Source organism: Trinickia symbiotica, from assembly GCF_003028655.1.
GTDB lineage: Bacteria > Pseudomonadota > Gammaproteobacteria > Burkholderiales > Burkholderiaceae > Trinickia > Trinickia symbiotica_A.
In genome coordinates this window covers 23,418-40,568 of sequence record NZ_PYUC01000027.1, presented here as the reverse complement: position 1 = coordinate 40,568, position 17,151 = coordinate 23,418, and the positions used below count along the sequence as shown (strand labels likewise).

10 protein-coding genes are annotated in these 17,151 nt (G+C 66.5%); all 10 read right to left on the bottom strand.

Going from position 1 to position 17,151, the window contains the following annotated elements:
• Positions 1–13 precede the first annotated feature (13 nt).
• Positions 14–1,417 (bottom strand): efflux transporter outer membrane subunit, encoded by a 1,404-nt coding sequence (locus C9I57_RS31055; protein WP_258187920.1) that lies wholly within the window; start codon positions 1,415–1,417, stop codon positions 14–16.
• A 30-nt stretch (positions 1,418–1,447) separates the two neighbouring features.
• Positions 1,448–3,463 carry a MacB family efflux pump subunit gene (locus C9I57_RS31050; RefSeq protein ID WP_107154341.1) on the bottom strand — a complete coding sequence of 672 codons (2,016 nt, stop codon included), beginning with the start codon at positions 3,461–3,463 and terminating at the stop codon, positions 1,448–1,450.
• 2 nt (positions 3,464–3,465) lie between these two features.
• Complete coding sequence (gene macA / locus C9I57_RS31045; RefSeq protein WP_107154340.1) at positions 3,466–4,656, bottom strand: macrolide transporter subunit MacA; 1,191 nt, start codon at positions 4,654–4,656, stop codon at positions 3,466–3,468.
• Positions 4,657–4,810: 154 nt separating this feature from the next.
• On the bottom strand, positions 4,811–5,434 hold the full coding sequence (pncA, locus tag C9I57_RS31040) for a bifunctional nicotinamidase/pyrazinamidase (protein ID WP_107154339.1): 624 nt from the start codon (positions 5,432–5,434) through the stop codon (positions 4,811–4,813).
• A 38-nt stretch (positions 5,435–5,472) separates the two neighbouring features.
• Positions 5,473–7,128, bottom strand: a complete 1,656-nt coding sequence (locus C9I57_RS31035) for a 3-(methylthio)propionyl-CoA ligase (protein WP_107154338.1) — start codon at positions 7,126–7,128, stop codon at positions 5,473–5,475.
• 176 nt (positions 7,129–7,304) lie between these two features.
• Positions 7,305–10,979 carry an AAA family ATPase gene (locus tag C9I57_RS31030; protein WP_107154337.1) on the bottom strand — a complete coding sequence of 1,225 codons (3,675 nt, stop codon included), beginning with the start codon at positions 10,977–10,979 and terminating at the stop codon, positions 7,305–7,307.
• A gap of 165 nt (positions 10,980–11,144) precedes the next feature.
• A complete protein-coding gene (locus C9I57_RS31025) occupies positions 11,145–11,912 on the bottom strand; it encodes an MBL fold metallo-hydrolase (RefSeq protein ID WP_440130265.1) in 768 nt (255 codons plus the stop codon).
• A gap of 22 nt (positions 11,913–11,934) precedes the next feature.
• Complete coding sequence (locus tag C9I57_RS31020; protein WP_107154364.1) at positions 11,935–14,154, bottom strand: CHASE2 domain-containing protein; 2,220 nt, start codon at positions 14,152–14,154, stop codon at positions 11,935–11,937.
• Between the two features lie 29 nt (positions 14,155–14,183).
• The gene (locus C9I57_RS31015; RefSeq protein ID WP_107154335.1) at positions 14,184–16,397 is read right to left on the bottom strand and encodes a SulP family inorganic anion transporter; all 2,214 of its coding nucleotides are present in this window, start codon (positions 16,395–16,397) and stop codon (positions 14,184–14,186) included.
• A gap of 10 nt (positions 16,398–16,407) precedes the next feature.
• Entirely contained in the window at positions 16,408–17,148 is a 741-nt protein-coding gene (locus tag C9I57_RS31010) for a FecR family protein (RefSeq protein ID WP_107154334.1), read from the bottom strand.
• Positions 17,149–17,151 lie beyond the last annotated feature (3 nt).

The window sequence follows — 17,151 nt, the reverse complement described above, 5'->3', positions numbered from 1 at the left end:
GATATCGGAGCCGTCAGTTCGTCAACCAACCTTCCCCGCCGCCAAGCGCCAGATAGAGATCCATGCGGTTCTCGAGCCTCGCCAGGCGGTTCGCCGTGTTCGCCGTCATCGAATGGCGCAGCGCGCGCTGCGCCTCGATCCACGGCTCGAGACTTGTCTTGCCGGCGCGGAAGCGAGTCTCCGCGAGCATCGCCGCCCGCCGCGCTTCCACGACCGCGCGCTCGCGCTCCACGGCTTGGGCATCGAGTTGAGTCCGCGCCGACAGCGCATTTTCGACATCGGCGAGGGCTCGGTGAAGCTTTTGCCGGAAATCGGAGGCCGCTTCGTCGTATTCGCTGCGCGCGACGCGAAGCTCCAACTGCTTCGTCTTCCATTGCATGAATGGCAACGTAAGACCAATCCCGAGCGCTGCGACAGGGCTCTGAAGCGTGCGCACGAGTGCCTCGCTGCTCGTGCCGAACTCGCCTGTCAGCGCAAAGCTCGGATAAAAGCTGGCGCGCGCAATGTCGATGTTGGCGAGGGAAGCCCGCAGACGGAATTCGGCCGCGCGCAGGTCGGGACGGCGCGCCAGCACCTCCGGCGGCAAGCCTGCGCCGACGGCCGGCAGCGTGGCAGCCGAGAGGCCGATCGGTTCGGCCGCGCGCTGCTCGGGCGCGCGATCGAAGAGAACGGCGAGTGCGTTGCGCTTCGCTTCTCGTTCCATCCGCAAGCTCTGTTGTTCGGCGCGCTGCTGCGCCGCCTGCTGCTCCGCTTCAGCGACGTCGAGTGCCGATGCCGCGCCGGCTCGATGGCGCGCCTTGGCAAGCTCGACCAATCGCTCCGCATCGGCGACGCTTGCTTCGCCCCGTGCGAGCAGCTCGTTCAAATTGCCGATCTGCCAATAGAGCTTCGCCGTCGTACCGATTAGCGCGAGCGCGGCCGCTTCGCGATCAGCTTCGCTCGCTCGCGCCTTCCATGCGGCCTCGCTACGTTGCGCGGCGAGCTTGCCCCACAAATCCGCTTCGTACGAAAGCGACGCATTCGCATAGGTGAAACGGCGCGTCCCGGCCGAATCGAACGCTCGCGAGACATTGATGCCGGCGTTCGCTTCCGCGCTCGGCAGCCCATTCGTTGCGGCGAGCCCCGCTCGCAGCCGCGCCCGCTGAACGCGAATCGCGGCAATGGCGAGATCGTTGTTCGTCGCGAGCGCCTCGTCGATCAGCTCTGTCAGTGTCGCGTCCTCGAACGCTTCCCACCAGCGACGAGCCATCGGTGCCGCGGCTCGGTCAGTGGTGGCGAGCCATTGGCTCGGTACCGCGACGGCCGGGGGGAGTCGATCGCCGCTCGGCGAGATGCAGCCGGAGAGCAGCGCACTAGCGCAAACCCCGCCAATGAGGGGTCTAAGATGGACACGGATGTGGTGTCGCTTGGATTTCATGTTGAGTGCTCGAGGCATTCGTTGTTCTCATCAATCGCGCGCCAGCGCGACCACCGGATCGAGCCGCGCCGCATTGCGTGCAGGCGCGAAGCCGAACACCACGCCGACGAGCGTCGAAGAAACGACGGCCGCGACGAGCGTGTTCGCCGAAAACACCATTCGCCAGTTGTCGACGAACGCTTCGAGCACGAAGCTCGCGCCGAACGACAAGGCAATGCCGATCGCGCCTCCCATCAGGCACACGAGAATGGCCTCGACGAGAAACTGGCACATCACGTCGCCACGCCGCGCACCCACCGCCATGCGAATGCCGATTTCGCGCGTGCGCTCGGTCACCGATACGAGCATGATGTTCATGACGCCGATGCCGCCCACCACCAGCGATACGACCGCAATCAGCGACAGCAGCAGCGTCAGTGCTTGGCCGGTCTTGTTCATCGTCTTGATCACGCTGTCCAGGTTGTAGGTGAAAAAGTCCTTGCGACCATGCCGCCGCGTCAGCAGCTCGGTGATGCTCTGTTCGGCCGCTTCGCTCGGTTGCCCCGCGCGAACTCTCACGACGATCCCCTCGACGTGGCGTTGCCCGAAGAGCCGCGCGCTCGCCGTCGTATAAGGCACCCAGACGTTGAGCGTGGTGTTGTCGATAAAGAACGACCCGCGCATGTCCGCCCGGACGCCGATGACGACGCACGGCACGTTATCGATCAGCACGACCTTCCCGAGCGGATCGACGTGCTCGCCGAAGAGCTTCCGACGGGTCTTACTATCGATGACGACGACCTGTGCGTAGCGACGGACCTCCTCGGCACCGAACGCGATGCCGGCCGCGAATTCGTCGCCGCTTACGCGGAAGTTGCTTTCGCTGACGCCCGAGACGCGCGCCTTGACGTCGACGTTGCCATATCGCAACAGCATCGAGCGGCTCGTGAGCGGGGTGACGCTATCGACGTACGGCTCTTCGCGCAACGCGTTCGCGTCGGCCGGAACGAGCGTCTGGATCGATTCGGCGAGGCTGTCGCCCCAATCTCTCCCGGGATAGACGCTGATCGTGTTCGCACCCATCCGGCTGATCTCTTCGAGCATGTAGCGTTTCGCGCCCTCGCCCGCCGCGACGATCGAGACGACGGAGGTGATGCCGATCACGATCCCGAGCATCGTCAGCAGCGTGCGCAAACGATGAGCGAGGAGCGCCGAGCAAGCCATTGCGGCCGCCTCGGCGAAACGGGCCAGCACGCCGGTCCGCCCTCGTCCCAGCCGTTCGCTCATCGGCACGGCGCGCGCCGCCGCGGCCGCCGCGTCCCCATGGGGCGCCGTCCCGCCGTGGTACGCCCGCGGCTCCGGCGGTGCTGCGGCCGACGGGACGTTCGCGCGATCCCCTACGACGGCGCCATCGCTAATTTCGACGATGCGGCTCGCGTGGCTCGCCACATGGGGGTCGTGCGTGACGACGATCACCGTGTGACCGAGCGCGTTCAGCTCGCGCAAGATCGCGATGACCTCGTCGCCGCTCGCGCTATCGAGGGCGCCCGTCGGTTCGTCGGCAAGAATCACGTCGCCGCCATTCATCAGGGCGCGTGCAATGCCGACGCGCTGCTGCTGGCCGCCCGAAAGTTCGGCCGGGCGGTGCGAGCCGCGCTCCGCAAGCCCGAGCCGCGCGAGCAATGCCCGGGCGCGCTCGCGCCGAGCCTCGCGAGCCATGCCGACGTAGATCGCCGGCATTTCCACATTGGCGATTGCGTTGGCGCGCGGCAGCAGGTGGTAGCGCTGGAAGATGAATCCGAAACGTTCGCGGCGCAGCCGGGCCAGGTCGTCGTGCGAGAGCGTGCCCGTGTCCACGCCGCCGACCTTGTAGGAGCCCGCGCTCGGTCGGTCGAGGCAGCCGAGGATGTTCATCAGCGTCGACTTGCCGGAGCCGGAGGCACCGACGATCGCGACGAATTCGCCCGATTCGATCGTAAGATCGACATCGCGCAGCACCGTGGTTTCTTCATCGCCGGCACGAAAGCGCCGCGTGACGCCGGTAAGCTCGATGAGCGGCTCGCGCATCGTCAGGCTCCCGCGTCCAGGGGCGCATCGCTCGATTTCCCGGACGTACCGACGATGACGCGCTCCCCTTCGCTCAAGCCAGCGAATACTTCGGCTTTCACGCTGTTGTTGATGCCAATGCGCACGTTGCGCGTCTCGACGCGGCCGTCGTTTGCCAGGACGCGCACGCTGTGACTGCCATCGCTCGCCTTGGCGCCGAGCGCGGAGGCCGGAATGGCGAGTGCACGCGACGCCTTGCCGAGGACGACGCTCACCTGTGCCGTCATCGCGATGCGCAGCCGATGGTCGGGATTCGGCACTTCGAACAGCGCGTTGTAGAAGACGGCCGTGTTCGGCCGCGAGCTCTTGTCCTTGCCGCCCAACCCGCCGCTTTGCACGTCCGCGAAGTCGTGGGGGGCCGGCTCGACGGCGCGCAGCTTGCCTTCGTATCGCGTGTCGGGATCGCCGAGAATCGTGAAATAGGCTGGCTGGCCGGGCGCGACGCGCACGACATCTGCTTCCGAAATCTGCGCCTTGACCGTCATCGTGTCGAGGTCCGCGAGCTTGAGGATCACCGGCGCCTGCTGTTCGGCGATGACGGTCTGCCCCTCGTGGGTCACCAGCGCGACGACTTCACCATCCATCGGCGCGACGATGCGGGTATAGGCTACGCTCGCCATTGCCTTTTCGACTTCGATGCGTGCTTTCTTGAGCTTCGCGTCGAGCGAGACGAGCTCGGCGCGCCTGACGGCAAGGGCCGCGGCGGCCGTGGCCGCTGCTTCGCGCGAGGTCGCTTCGGCGAGCAACAACTGTTGCTCGCGCTCATCTGCCAGTTCCGCTTCGCGCAACCGTGCCAACGCGGCTTGCCGCTCGGCTCGCAGATCGTCTTCATTGACTCGCGCCTGCTGCAGCGCGTATTGCGGCAACGTTGGATCGATTTGGGCGAGCGTCTGCCCTTTCGTCACCTTGTCGCCGAGTGCGACCTCGAGTGTCTTCAGTTGGCCCGAGACCTGCGCGCCGACGTCGACCTCCTTGAGAGCCCGCAACATGCCCGTGGCAAGCACGGCGTCCTCGATGTCCGCGCGCTCGACTTGCGCCGTCAGATAGTTGGGCGGGTCGTCCTTCGCGAAATAGAAGTGATAGAGAACCGCGGCTGCGGTCAGAATCGCTGCGCCCGATACGGCGACGAGCGTGCGGCGGTGAATGTTCGGCATCGGTGGGTAACGGCAACAGGATGATTCGTAGTCAACCTGTCGACGCTACACGTTCCGTCGAGCAAAGTTCGCTGCCGCCGAATTTCTCGGACGAAGTCTCGGACGAGAACTCAGAAGATGCGGCAGCGTATGCCCTTCAAGCTCGCGTCAGGCCTCAGCGCACTTCGTCGGCGCGTGTCCGCTCCACCCCTGCAGCCTCCATATCGCGCCAGGCCCGCGCGAGTGAACCGTCGAGGTCGATGGCCCGGCAGGCATCCTCGATGACGACGGCGTCGAAGCCGGCTGCGCGCGCGTCGAGTGCGGTCCACGCGACGCAATAGTCGGTCGCGAGACCGCAGCACCATACTCGCTTGGCGCCCGACTCGCGCAGATAGCCGGCCAAGCCGGTCGGCGTCTTTCGATCCGCTTCGACGAATCCCGAGTAGCTGTCGATGTCGCGGCGGTAGCCTTTGCGGATGACGAGCCGCGCGTGGGTCGAGTTCAAATCCGCATGCAGCTCCGCGCCCGGCGTGCCCTGCACGCAGTGCGTGGGCCAGAGCACCTGCTCGCCGTAGGGCAGCCGTACCGTTTCGAACGGCTGGCGCCCCGGATGGTTCGCCGCGAACGACACGTGATCGAGCGGGTGCCAGTCCTGCGTAAGCACGACGTGTTCGAAACGGCCGGCGAGCGCGTTGACGACCGGCACCACCTCGTCCCCGCGCGCGACGGCGAGCGCACCGCCCGGCATAAAGTCGTTCTGTACGTCGACGATGACGAGTACGTCGGTCGATCCTTTCATGGTGAGCCTCGAACAGGTTGAAACGGCATCGCGCGCGCTCAGCTGCGGCGGTCGCCGCCGGCCGTCGGCAAGACGTGATCGCGAAACATCTCGCGCAGCTTTATTTTCATCAATTTGCCCGTGGCCGTGTGCGGCAGCTCATCGACGAAAACGACATCGTCGGGCATCCACCATTTCGCCACCTTGCCTTCGTAAAAAGCGAGCAGCGCCTCGCGTGTCAGGCCCTGGCCCGTCGGGCGCCTGACGACGACGAGCAGCGGCCGCTCGCCCCATTTCGGATGGGGACACGCGATACAGGCGGCCTCGGCGACGTCGGGATGGGCGACGGCGACGTTCTCGACGTCGCTCGAGCTGATCCACTCACCGCCGGACTTGATGACGTCCTTGCTGCGATCGGTGATTTGCAGGAAGCCGTCGCTATCGATCGTTGCGACGTCGCCCGTCGGGAACCAGCCGTGAACGAGCGCCGATTCTTCGCTGCCGAAATATTTGCCGATGACCCATGGCCCACGCACGTGAAGCTCGCCAAAGGCGACGCCGTCGCGGGGCATTTCGTTGCCGTCGGCGCCGACGATCTTCATATCGACGCCGCAAATCGGTCTGCCCTGTTTTTCGAGCAGATGGCGACGCGCTTCGGGCTCGCGCCGCTCCTGCTCCCAGTTGAGGCGCGCGAGCGAGCCGAGCGGCGACATCTCCGTCATGCCCCAGGCATGGATCACACGGACGCCGTAGTCGTCCTCGAACGCGCGCAGCATCGCAGGCGGGCATGATGAGCCGCCGATGACGGTTCGCTCGAGCGACGTGAAGCGAACGCCTGCCTCGCGCACATAGGCGAGCAGTCCCATCCAGACGGTCGGCACGCCGGCCGAGAGCGTGACGCCCTCGGCTTCCATCAGCTCGTAGAGCGACCGACCGTCGAGGTCCTTGCCCGGCAATACGAGCTTGGCGCCGGCGAGCGGCGCCGCATGCGGGATGCCCCACGCGTTGACGTGGAACATCGGGACGACGGGCAGCACGGCGTCACGCGCGGAAATCCCCATCGAATCCGGCAACGCGGCCCCGTAGGCATGGAGGACAGTCGAGCGCTGTGAGTAGAGCGCGCCCCTCGGATGTCCCGTCGTGCCCGACGTATAGCAGAGGTTCGATGCGATCTGCTCGTCGAGCTGCGGCCAGTCGAGATCGCCGTTCTCGGCCTCGAGCAGCGTTTCATAGTAGAGGACCGGCGCCGCGATCGTCGGCGGTCGCGACTGCGCATCCCCAAGCGCGATCCATCCCTTCACGCTCGGGCACAGCGGCGCGAGCTTCTCGACGAGCGCCGTGAAACTCGTGTCGAAAAAGACATAGCGATCGTCGGCATGATTGACGATGTAGACGATCTGCTCGAGAAAAAGCCGCGGATTGATCGTATGACAGACGATTCCGATGCCCGTAGTCCCGTAGTACGCCTCGAGGTGCCGGTAGCCGTTCCATGCCAACGTGCCGACGCGCTCGCCCTGTCCGACACCGAGCTTCGTCAACGCCTGAGCAAGCTGTTTCGCGCGCTTTTCGCAATCGCGATAGGTGTAGCGATGAATATCGCCTTCGACGCGGCGCGAAACGATCTCGGTGTCGGCCGCATAGCGCGCGGCATGCCTGAGCAGCATCGACACGTTGAGCGGCACATCCATCATCCGGCCCAGCACTGGCTTCGTCATGGCGGCTGTCTCCTCCGGGATGCCCCGTTTTGCGCGAGTCTCGCTTTCAGGACATTAACCGCAGCGTCGTGCGCTCGGCAAGCCGTGCCGACCCGGTTCGACGAAGCGTTCAAAAACGAAACTCAGGCCAGAGGGCGCCCAGGCAAGCGCCACGCGACAGCCCGACGCGCCGGCCACTAGGCGGCGACGGCCTCCTTGCGTGCCAGCCCGAGCTGGCAGGCTCGTATGCGTTGCGCGCGAGCTCGACATTTTTCGGCATCGGCTCTTGCCTTCTCTGTCCCGAGTCCGTCGAGGCACGCCGCGCGCAACCGCCACAGCGTATCGAGCCCCTGACGGTCGCGGTAGCGGCGCACGATCGACATCGCACGATCGAACGCGGCGAGCGCGTCGGCGTAGCGTTCGAGGTGGCGCAGCGCATCGATGTAGGGGATCAAGAAGATCACGGCGACGCTCGGCATCGCGACATCGACGGCATCGAGCGTGGCCTCGAGCCCATAAAGCTCGACGGTCATGCCGAGGCGGACTCGGGCCCAGTTCTCGATCATCACCGCGACGGCGATCCAGAGATCGTAACCGCGCGCCTCCGCGACGGCGCGCACGCGCGCCGTCCACGTCAGCGCCTCGCCGGGGCGGTCGCAGATCTGCATGGCGATGGCCGTGAAACCGTACAAATAGGCCGATGCCGCGGGATTCCGCAATTGGTCGGCGGCCGCCAATGCGCGCGTCAGCGCGGCGTCGATCGTTGCCGGATCGCCCTGTTTGCAGGCGATCCAGAGCAGGAAACCGAGCGCGTAGATATCCGAGGCTTGGCCGACCCGTTCGAGAATACGCCGGCGCATGCCAGGACTTTCGCCGAACTCCGCGGCAAGCCGCAGATGCGGCTCGGCCTCCGCAAAGCGGCCGATGAAATAAAGGTTGTTGCCCATGGCCTGATGACCGGCCGCGAGCCATGCCGCATCGCCGTGGCGCGTCGCGAGCTCGATCAGCACGCGACTGTGGCGATTCAACGCACCGCGATGGCCGACGCGCGAAGACGAGGGCAACCAGAGCCCCCACTCGACCTGCAGCCGCATCTCGAGATCGCCGCTCGCCTCGGCGAGCTCCTGCGCTTCGCGGAAACAGTCGGACGCGGCGTGCGAGCCGTAACCTTCGAGTTCGACGAGCGCCAGGCCCTTGCCCATCCAGGCCGAGAGCATGGTGGCGCCCTCGTTCCGCTGCAGTGCGCCGTGCATCAGCGCGCTGTCGAAATGGCTGATGGCGTCGCGCTGGGCGCCCTGGAGAAAGGCTTGCCGGCCCGCGGCCACGTGAGCGAGCATCGCTTTCGCGGGTTCCCCGGCCGACTCCCAATGCCAGGCGACGCGCGCGGCCGGCAGACAGTCGGCGAGCCGCTCGGCGGCGCGGCCGTGCAGGGTCCGGAGCTCGTCGAGCGGCAAACGCTCGAGCGCGGCGCGATGCAACGCCTGGTGGCGAAACTGATACGTGCCGTGCTCGAGCGGATAGAGAAGGCCCGCTTCGACGAAGCGCGCGAATTGCGGCAGCAGTTGAGCGGGCGGCTCGTCGACGACCCGCGACAACTGAACGATATCGCCTTCGTTGCCGAGTACGGCGGCGGAGCCGGCGAGGCGTCTGAGCTTCGGCGACAATCGATCGAGACGCGCCGCGAGCAGGTCGTGCAGATTGCGCGGCAACTCGACGCCCTGCCGCGCTGCCTCGGCAACCTGGGAGCCACGCCCGGGCGCGGGCCGTTGGACGTCGCTGCCCCGAGGGAAATCCCCTTGGGGGACGCCGATCGCGCCACAGTGGCGCTTGAGCTCGACGAGAAAGAGCGGCAGCCCCTCGGCGAGCCGCAAGCCGGCCTCGGCTTCGGCACGCGTCATCGGCCGATGCGGCGAGGCAAGCCCGAGCAGATCGCGCGAGGCGGCATCGTCGAGCCGGGGCGGTTGGAGAACCGGAACGCCGACCGGCACATTGCCCGGCTCGCGCGCGAGCAGCAGCGTGAAAGCGGCGACGCTCGTGTTCGCGAGCCACTGGTCGAGCAGCTCGCGCGTCGTCTCATCGGCCCATTGAACGTCGTCGATGACGAGCGTGAGACCGCGCGCGCCGGCAGCCGCGGCAGCCATTGCCATGAGGCGCGCGAACGTGCCGCGCAGCGAAGCCGGCGTCGCCGCGATGCCCTCGCCTTCGCCCTCCATCGCCGGCGCGAAGAGCTCGGCCAGCAGCCCCTCCGTGCGCCAGCGCCGTTCGAGCCGGGCGAGCCGCTGCAAGGCCCGTGCGTCGCGCACGCCGGGCGCCGCGCCGATCAGCGCACCGATCCAGCTGCGCAGCGGCGCGAGCGGTTCGTAGACCGTTTCGCGGCTGCAGCGAAGCCAGACCGCCAAGCTGCGTCGCCGCGCGTGGCGCACGACTTCGTAGGCAAGGCGCGTCTTGCCGAGCCCGACCTCACCGACGACGGCGACACTCGTCGCGGTCCGCCGCGCGGCGCGAAGGTAGCGCAGCAACTGCGCCAACTCGGCGCGACGACCGACGAGCGGAAGCTCGAGATCGTCGCCGCGCGGCCGAGCGCGACGCGCGCGCGGTCGGACGACGACGAGACCGGCATGTTGCGGGTGCGGGATCAAGCGGAAGCTTTCGCCGCCGCGACGGTCGAGATCGCGGCGCAGCCAGCTCGCCGCCTCGGCGCTCGCGAGAATTTCGCCGCCATGGCCGAGCGCGCAAAGACGCAGAGCCGCGTTGACGAAACCGCCCGGCGGTTCCTGGCCGGTTGCGGAAACGCTCATGGTCGGCACCGCGCAATGGATGGCCTGAACGAGGCATGCGCTGAGTCCCGCGTGGCCCGACAGCTCGACGGCCAGTCGCGCGGCGGCGAGCGCCGACTCTTCGAGCGCGAGCGGGACGCCGAAATGAACGAGCGCGAGCCCCTCGTGCGGCACGACGAGCCGCGCGGTGCCGTCGCCAATGCGCTGCCGGACGAGCTCGAGCAAGCTCGAGAACGTGGGACCGTCGCGGCACGTCGATGCGCCGTCCGGGTCGTAATCGACCAACTGCGCGCACAGCAGCGCGATCGGCCGTCGCTCGGCGAGAACGGCCTCGGGCGCCGCTTTTGCCCGCAATCGCGCGGCGAGGCTCTGCGTCTTGGCGTCGGGCTCGGCATCCGATTCTTCCATCAGGCGCCGACAAAACGAGGCGTAATGCGCGAGGGCGGCATCGATGCCGTCGATTTCGGCGAGCGCCTCCATGTAAGTCCGGTTTGCGGGCTCGTCGAGCGGGGCCAGCTCGATCAGTCGCTGCGTCGCGCTGATCGCCTCGCGCATCATGCCGCTTGCCTGCCGCAGCGCGGCAAGCCTGCGCCAAAGCTGTGCGGCCCGGCTCGCGGCGGCGTCGCGCTGATCGCGCAGCCACGCTTCGAGCTCGGAGTCCTCGGCGGCATCGACGCCCGCGAGGAATTCCCCTCCGTACAAAGAAGCCGCTTGCTCGAGCGCGACGATGTCCTCGGCCGCGTTGAGCTCGCGCGCGAACCGCGTCTGCGCGGCGGCCAGCGCGAGCGCATCGCAGCGCCATCCATCGGCCGCGAGCAGCAGCGTCTGTCGATCGCCGTCGAGCCGATCGTGAGCGGGCCCCAGCGCCGCGCGCAGCACATGGATGGCGTGCCGAAGGCTGCGGCGCGCGGCGTCTCCATCGGCATCGGGCCAAAGCCTGCTCGCGAGCCGCTCGCGCCGCTGGGGCACCCCGGGTTCCATCGCAAGCCAGGCCAGCAACAGGCGCACCTTGTCGTAACGGAGGTCGACCTCGCGGCCGTCGACATAAAGGCGGCAACCGCCCAGGAGGCAGATTTCGATCATCGAAGCGGACATGGACGGCCCTGGCTCGCGGGACGCAGCTTCTGATTTGCTGCGTTAACTAACGGTTAACGGCATTAACGGCACGCGCAATTCTTTCTGAATGTGTCGCTCGTGTCGAGACAAAAGTCATATTTTTCGGCCGTCGCCCGTGCCGCTTGCTTTACATTTTTTATCCGGCTAGAGCCAATAGACGTCGCCCCGCGTCAGCATCGACGGCGCATGGCGGCCCGCAGCACGCCGAAGTTCGTCCATCGTTTCCTTTTCGTAGCCAGGTTTTACGTGCGAAATCAACAATCGATAGGAGCCCCGCTGTTCCGGCAACTGCGCGGCGAGCAAGGCCGGGCATAGATGCTTCGATTCGACGGCAAGCTTGCGTTGCGCGTCAGGAAACGCCGTCTCCACGATCAGGTAACGCAAGTCGGCAATCCGCGCGACCGCATCCCAGAACGCCGGGCAGACGGACGAGTCGCCGCCGAACGCCAGGCTGCCTCGAGGCGTGGCCACCTCGTACCCCACCGCGGGCACGCCGTGAGCCGCTGGCAGCGGGGCGAAGATTCGCTCGCCCACTGCGCAGGACTCCCCCTCTTCGAGCAGCGCAAAACGCAGAAACGGTTTCGCGGGGGAAGGGATCCGCGTGAAATCCGGCCAAAGCACGCCGTTGAACAGGTGCGCACGCAGAATGACCTCCGTTGCCGCCGTGCAATGCACGACGAGCGGCTTCGCGCGCCGCGGCCCGACCGTGTCGAGCATCAGCGGCAGGCAGGCGATGTGGTCGATGTGCGCGTGCGTCAGGAAGACATGATCGATGCGGGCAAGCGCTTCCATGTCGAGATCGGCGACGCCCGTCCCCGCGTCGATCAGGATGTCCTCATCGACGAGCAACGCCGTCGTACGGTGCCCTTCCCCGCCTATGCCGCCGCTGCAGCCCAGAACGGTCAGTTTCATCATGCGCGGGTTCCCGGTCGGCTCACTTGGCGTCGAACTCGTGGACGCCGTCCCATGCGTCGGCATCGTCTCGCGACGCACGCATGGCGGCGATCCGCTCGAGATAGAGCGTGTAAAGGCGCCGCTGCGGGACGGCATCCCGCAGCGCGCGCAACGAAGCTTCGGCTGCGTCCCACTCGCCGCGGCGATACAGTTGCAGCGCCTCGTGCCAGCGCGCGAGCTCCGCGACCTCCGAGTGAGAGAGCTTGTAAGCTTCATCGACGGGCTCGTAGATCGCCACGGCCTCGCGCTTGCCTTTTACTCGCACATGGTCGAGTTCCCGATAGACGATGTTCGGGGTCGTCTGCGCGCGCGTGGCTTCTCCGACGACGATATCGACGCCGTAATGCTTCGAGATTCCCTCGAGCCGCGCGCCGAGGTTGACCGCATCGCCCATTACCGTATAGGCGCGGCGCACGTGCGAGCCCATGTCGCCGACCGTCATCGGTCCCGTGTTGATACCCACACCGATATCAATCGTCGGCTCGCCGCGCTCCATGAGCGCCGTGTTGAGCGGCCTCAACGCTTCGCGCATTCGCAACGCGGCCAGCACGGCCTGCCGCGCATGCAGCGGCTCCGGGAGCGGCGCCCCCCAGAATGCCATGATCGCGTCGCCGATGTATTTGTCGAGCGTGCCGCGATGTGTACGGATTACGGTTGTCATCGCGCCGAGGTACTCGTTCATCCAGCGCGCGAGCGCTTCGGGTTCGAGCGTTTCCGCGATCGCCGTAAAGCCGCGCACGTCGCTGAACAACACCGTGAGCTCGGCACGGCGGCCGTCCATACTGTATCGATGCGGCTCACGACTCATCTGCTCGACGAGCTCGGGCGGCACATACTGACCGAACAGATTGGCGAACTGTCGCCGGTGGCGCGACTCGACGAAGAACCCGAGCGACATATTCAGCACGAAGAGGGCCGCGATCAGCAATACGCTCGCGGCGAGCGGCAGTACAGCGTTGCCGTAGGTCCATAGCGCAAAGTCGCCTGCGATCGCGGCTCCGAGCAACGCGACGGTGATGGCGGTCGCGCGCAAAGGCGCACGCCAAGGCACGGCGAAGGTCATCGATAGGCCAATGACGAGCATCGCCAATAGTTGGATAGCGTCCGCATAGGCGGGCACGTGCTTGAGGGTGCCATCCAGGATGCCGCTCACCAGATTCGCGTGAATTTCGACACCGGGATAGACGCTGCCGACCGGAGTCGAGCGCATATCGAGCAGGCCCGGCGCAGTGGTGCCGATCAGCACGATTCGATTCGCGAGCCGCGCGGCGGGCACGCGTCCCGCCAGCACGTCGACCGCAGACACGTACGGGAAGCTATGATCGCGGCCACGGTAAGGCACGAGCGCGGCGCCACTCTCGTCGACGGGAACCTTCACGGTGCCGTGCGGTAACGCCAGCTGAAGCGACTCGAGCGGATCGTCGCCGCGCTCGCCCCGTTCGCCGAAGTCCGGTGCGATCGCGGGATTGCCGAGCGCAAGGCGTACGACCGCCAGCGACAACGATTCGTACACCTTATCTTTATGCCGGATCAGCAACGGCACGCGTCGCACATTGCCGTCGAAGTCGACGACCGGATTGAAGAATCCCGCGCCAAGCGCCGCCTGTTGGAATACGGCCAAGTTGCCCCCATAGCCGTACGCCTGCCTCAGCCCAGTTCGATGACCGGCGAATACGGCGGCGGACAGAACGGGAGGCGGCAGTGCGCCGTGCGCTTCATCGCGGCCGCTCATGTAGTACCCGAGCGCCACGGGCCGCTCTCGCAGCGCGGCGGCGAAGCGGTTGTCGAAATCGAGCTGAGCCCGCAAACCATTGAGGACTGCCAAATATCGCGCGTCGCCGCGCATATCGCCGGCGGCCAGTTGCTCGAGCGTGGCAAGTCCCGAGCTGCGATCGGGCTCGGCCATGACGATGTCGAAAGCCACGACTTTCGCCCGCGCGGCGAAAAGCTTGTCGACGAGCTCGGCCATCCGGTCCCTGCCCCACGGCCAGCGGCCGATTGCGGAAAGACTGCGCTCGTCGATGTCGATGATCACGATGCGATCGTCGCGCGTGCCGGGCATCGTCATTCGCAACCGTGCGTCGTAGATGAGGTTGTCGAGCACGTCGACGGCGAGCAGCCGGTAGAACCCCGCGACGTGGCCGAGCAGCACGGCGAGAATGGAGAGTCCGGCGATCCAGCGCGGCAAAGGGCGTTTCATTTGATTACGCGTGCCCTCCAAAGGGACTGTCAATAAGCCGCACGCGCGGCTTCGTTCGCCACCGTCAACCGGGACGCCAGCACCATGACGACGAAACGATGAAACTGTCGCGCCGTATCGGCGTCTTCGATTTCGAGCTGATTCAGCGCCGCGTACGTCAGGCGCCATGCGGCGGTCGGCTCGTCGGCTCGCACGTCGGCGCTGCGCGGCTGCTGCGTATAGAGCGCCATCTCGCCGACGATCGTGCCCGACCCGTACGAGCGCAGCCTCATCGAGTTACCGTCTTCGAGCGGCAGCGAAACGGTGACGCGCCCTCGCTCGATGATGTAGACCGCATCGGCTGCGTCGCCTTGCGCGAACAGCAACTGCCCCTGCTTGAGCTGGCACGGCTCCATATAGGCCGAGAGCCTGGCGAGCGCCTTGCCGCTCAAGTGCGGCATGATCGCGGCGAGGCTGCGGAAGGTCGAATGCTCGCGCGCAGTGCCCGCCCGCATGAGCAACAGGTCTTCGACCCACTCGAGGCCGCCGTCGAGGTCGCCGAATACATGGATGTTTTCGGTTAGCACGCCTGCGCGGGCCAGCATGTCGTGCGCGCGCGGGGGCAATCCGGTGAAGACAAGGGTATCGCCGCATGCCCTTGCGCGTTGCTTCAATCTCAGGAACGTTGCAGACGTCGATACGTCGAGGCCGCTCACCTTCCTGAAATCGAGCACGATGAAGCGCGGCGACGCTCCGCTTCTCGCGGCGAGCCGCTCGCTCACGCGGCGCAACATCAGGTTCGCCGTGCCGAAGAAAAGGAATCCTTGCAGGCAAGTTCCGACCACGGCATCGGCATGAGCGAGGAGCCGCTCTGTGTCGCCGATCGAGCGCTCTACGTTCGAGTGATAGGTGCGTCCGTCGAACTCGCGCGAAATGGCGCTGATCCGCGCGTAGTTGAAAACGAACAGCGCGCAGGCCGCGGCGATGCCGAGCACGATGCCGGCCACCACGCCTTCGACGATGATGACGGCGACGATCAGCAAGACCAGCAGGTAATCGGCCAAACCCAGCTTCCGATACGAAGCGATCAGCCATTCGCGCAGCAAGCCCCACGCGAGATAGAGTTGCAGCCCGACGAGCACGGGCTTCGGAAACCAGGCGATCAGACCTGGGAAAAGCGCGATGACGGCAAAGCAGCCAAGGCCCGCGACGACGCCGCTCAACCGAGCGGTAGCACCCGCGCGCGAGTTGAGCATCGTGCGGCTCATCGACTGATAGCCGACGATGCCGCCCGTCAAGCCGGCGAGCAGATTCGCGACACCGGCTGCCCGCATCTCCTGATTGAAGTCGGCATCGTGTCCCGTCGCCAGGCTCGCACCGCTCGAATTGAGCAGGATCGTCAGCGCGGAGACCGCGGCCACGGCGACGCACTCCGGAAGATGCGCGACGATCGCCGCCCAGTCGATCTGCTGGCGCGGCAACATCAGCGGCAATTGCAGCGCCGAAAGCGGCTCGCGCGCAAAGAGCAGTCCTGCCTCGCGCAATTGCTCGGGCGCCTGACCGATCGCCGACATGCCGGCGAAGAAGACGACGATGCCCGCGCCGAGACCGAGCGGCGCAAGCGCATACGGCTTCACGCGTCCTTGCGCGGCGAGCAGCGTGGCGCAGACAACGACCGCCGGCACCCACGCGAGCCACGGCAACTCAGCCAATGCCGCGACGGCCGGCAAGCCGAGGCTGTGTCCGGTCAGCATGCGCATCGCGCCCGACAACAGCAGATAGCCGGTGCCGCCGAGAAAGCCGCCGACCACGGGGTACGGCAGAAACTGGATCACCGAGCTGCGTCGCGATACGCCGACGAGATAGAGCGCCGCCCCCGTCACGAGCGTACTGACGGCGAGCGCCGCGAGCACGGTAACGAGCACGCCGTTTTGCGAAAGGCCGGTCGCGGTCGCATCCGCCGCGACGCCTGCGGCGAGGCCGACGAGCAATGCGACTGCATTGCTGTCCGGGCCGCCGATCGAAAACGGCAGCGAGCTCTTCAGCGCGACGACGAGCGCGATGATGCCGCAGCTCACGAGCGTGATCGGCATGCCGACGTTGACGAAGGGCGAGAGGTTGCCGCTGAAGATCATCGACCCGTAGCCGATCGAGTAGCAGAGCGTCACGAGGCCCGAAAGAAGGCCCGCGACGATGTTCGGGGCGAGCGGCGTCGCAGCGTCCGTGCGCGTCGTCGTATTCAGCGAAAGCGTCTTGTCCGTCATGATGGTGATCTCACTTGCAGGCAGCGGGCGATGGCACGACGGGCTCGACGTTGGCGCCCGGCATGAGGCCGAACGTCGAGCGCGGCGATCGGATGATCGTGCCGAAGCCTTCGGATAGTTCGTGGTGATCGACTTCCGTGCGGACGTCGATCGTTCCGTGATAGACGCGGATGTGCTCCCCCGCCTCGCCGCGCGGGCACTCGAGCGCGAGCGCTTGCGGCTCGCTTGCCGGAACGCTCATGGGGCCGGCGCCCTCGCCGCTCGGCAGCCGGCTCACGAGCCCGCATTCGAGCACCGACCACTCGGTGCCGCGAATGCCGATCGTCGCGGTTTGCGTTTTGAGCCGGTATGCGTCCGGAACGCCCTGTTTGCCGATCAAGCCCGAGATCACGCGCAGACCGCCCTTCAGCAACGATGAGACGCTGGCGTTACTTTTTGCATCGTTCTCGGCGAAGCGGTAGTCGTCGATCCGGTATCGCGTATCGGCCTTGAGATAGACCCGCTGGTGATCGGCCATCAGCAGCACGGCTTCACCCTCCTTCGATGTCTCGATGGTGTCGCCCGACTCGACCGATGAGCCGGCGACGGCGAAGCGCTTCGCGCCCGACGCCGGCTCGATCGATACGACACCGGCGGTGTAGGCCACCGTGCCGGCCGGCGCCGCCGCGCGCACATGAACGGACATCAGGGCAAGGGCGGAGACAACGATAAGGACTGCGAACGAGCGGGGCAAGCGCGTGATTGGAATCATCGA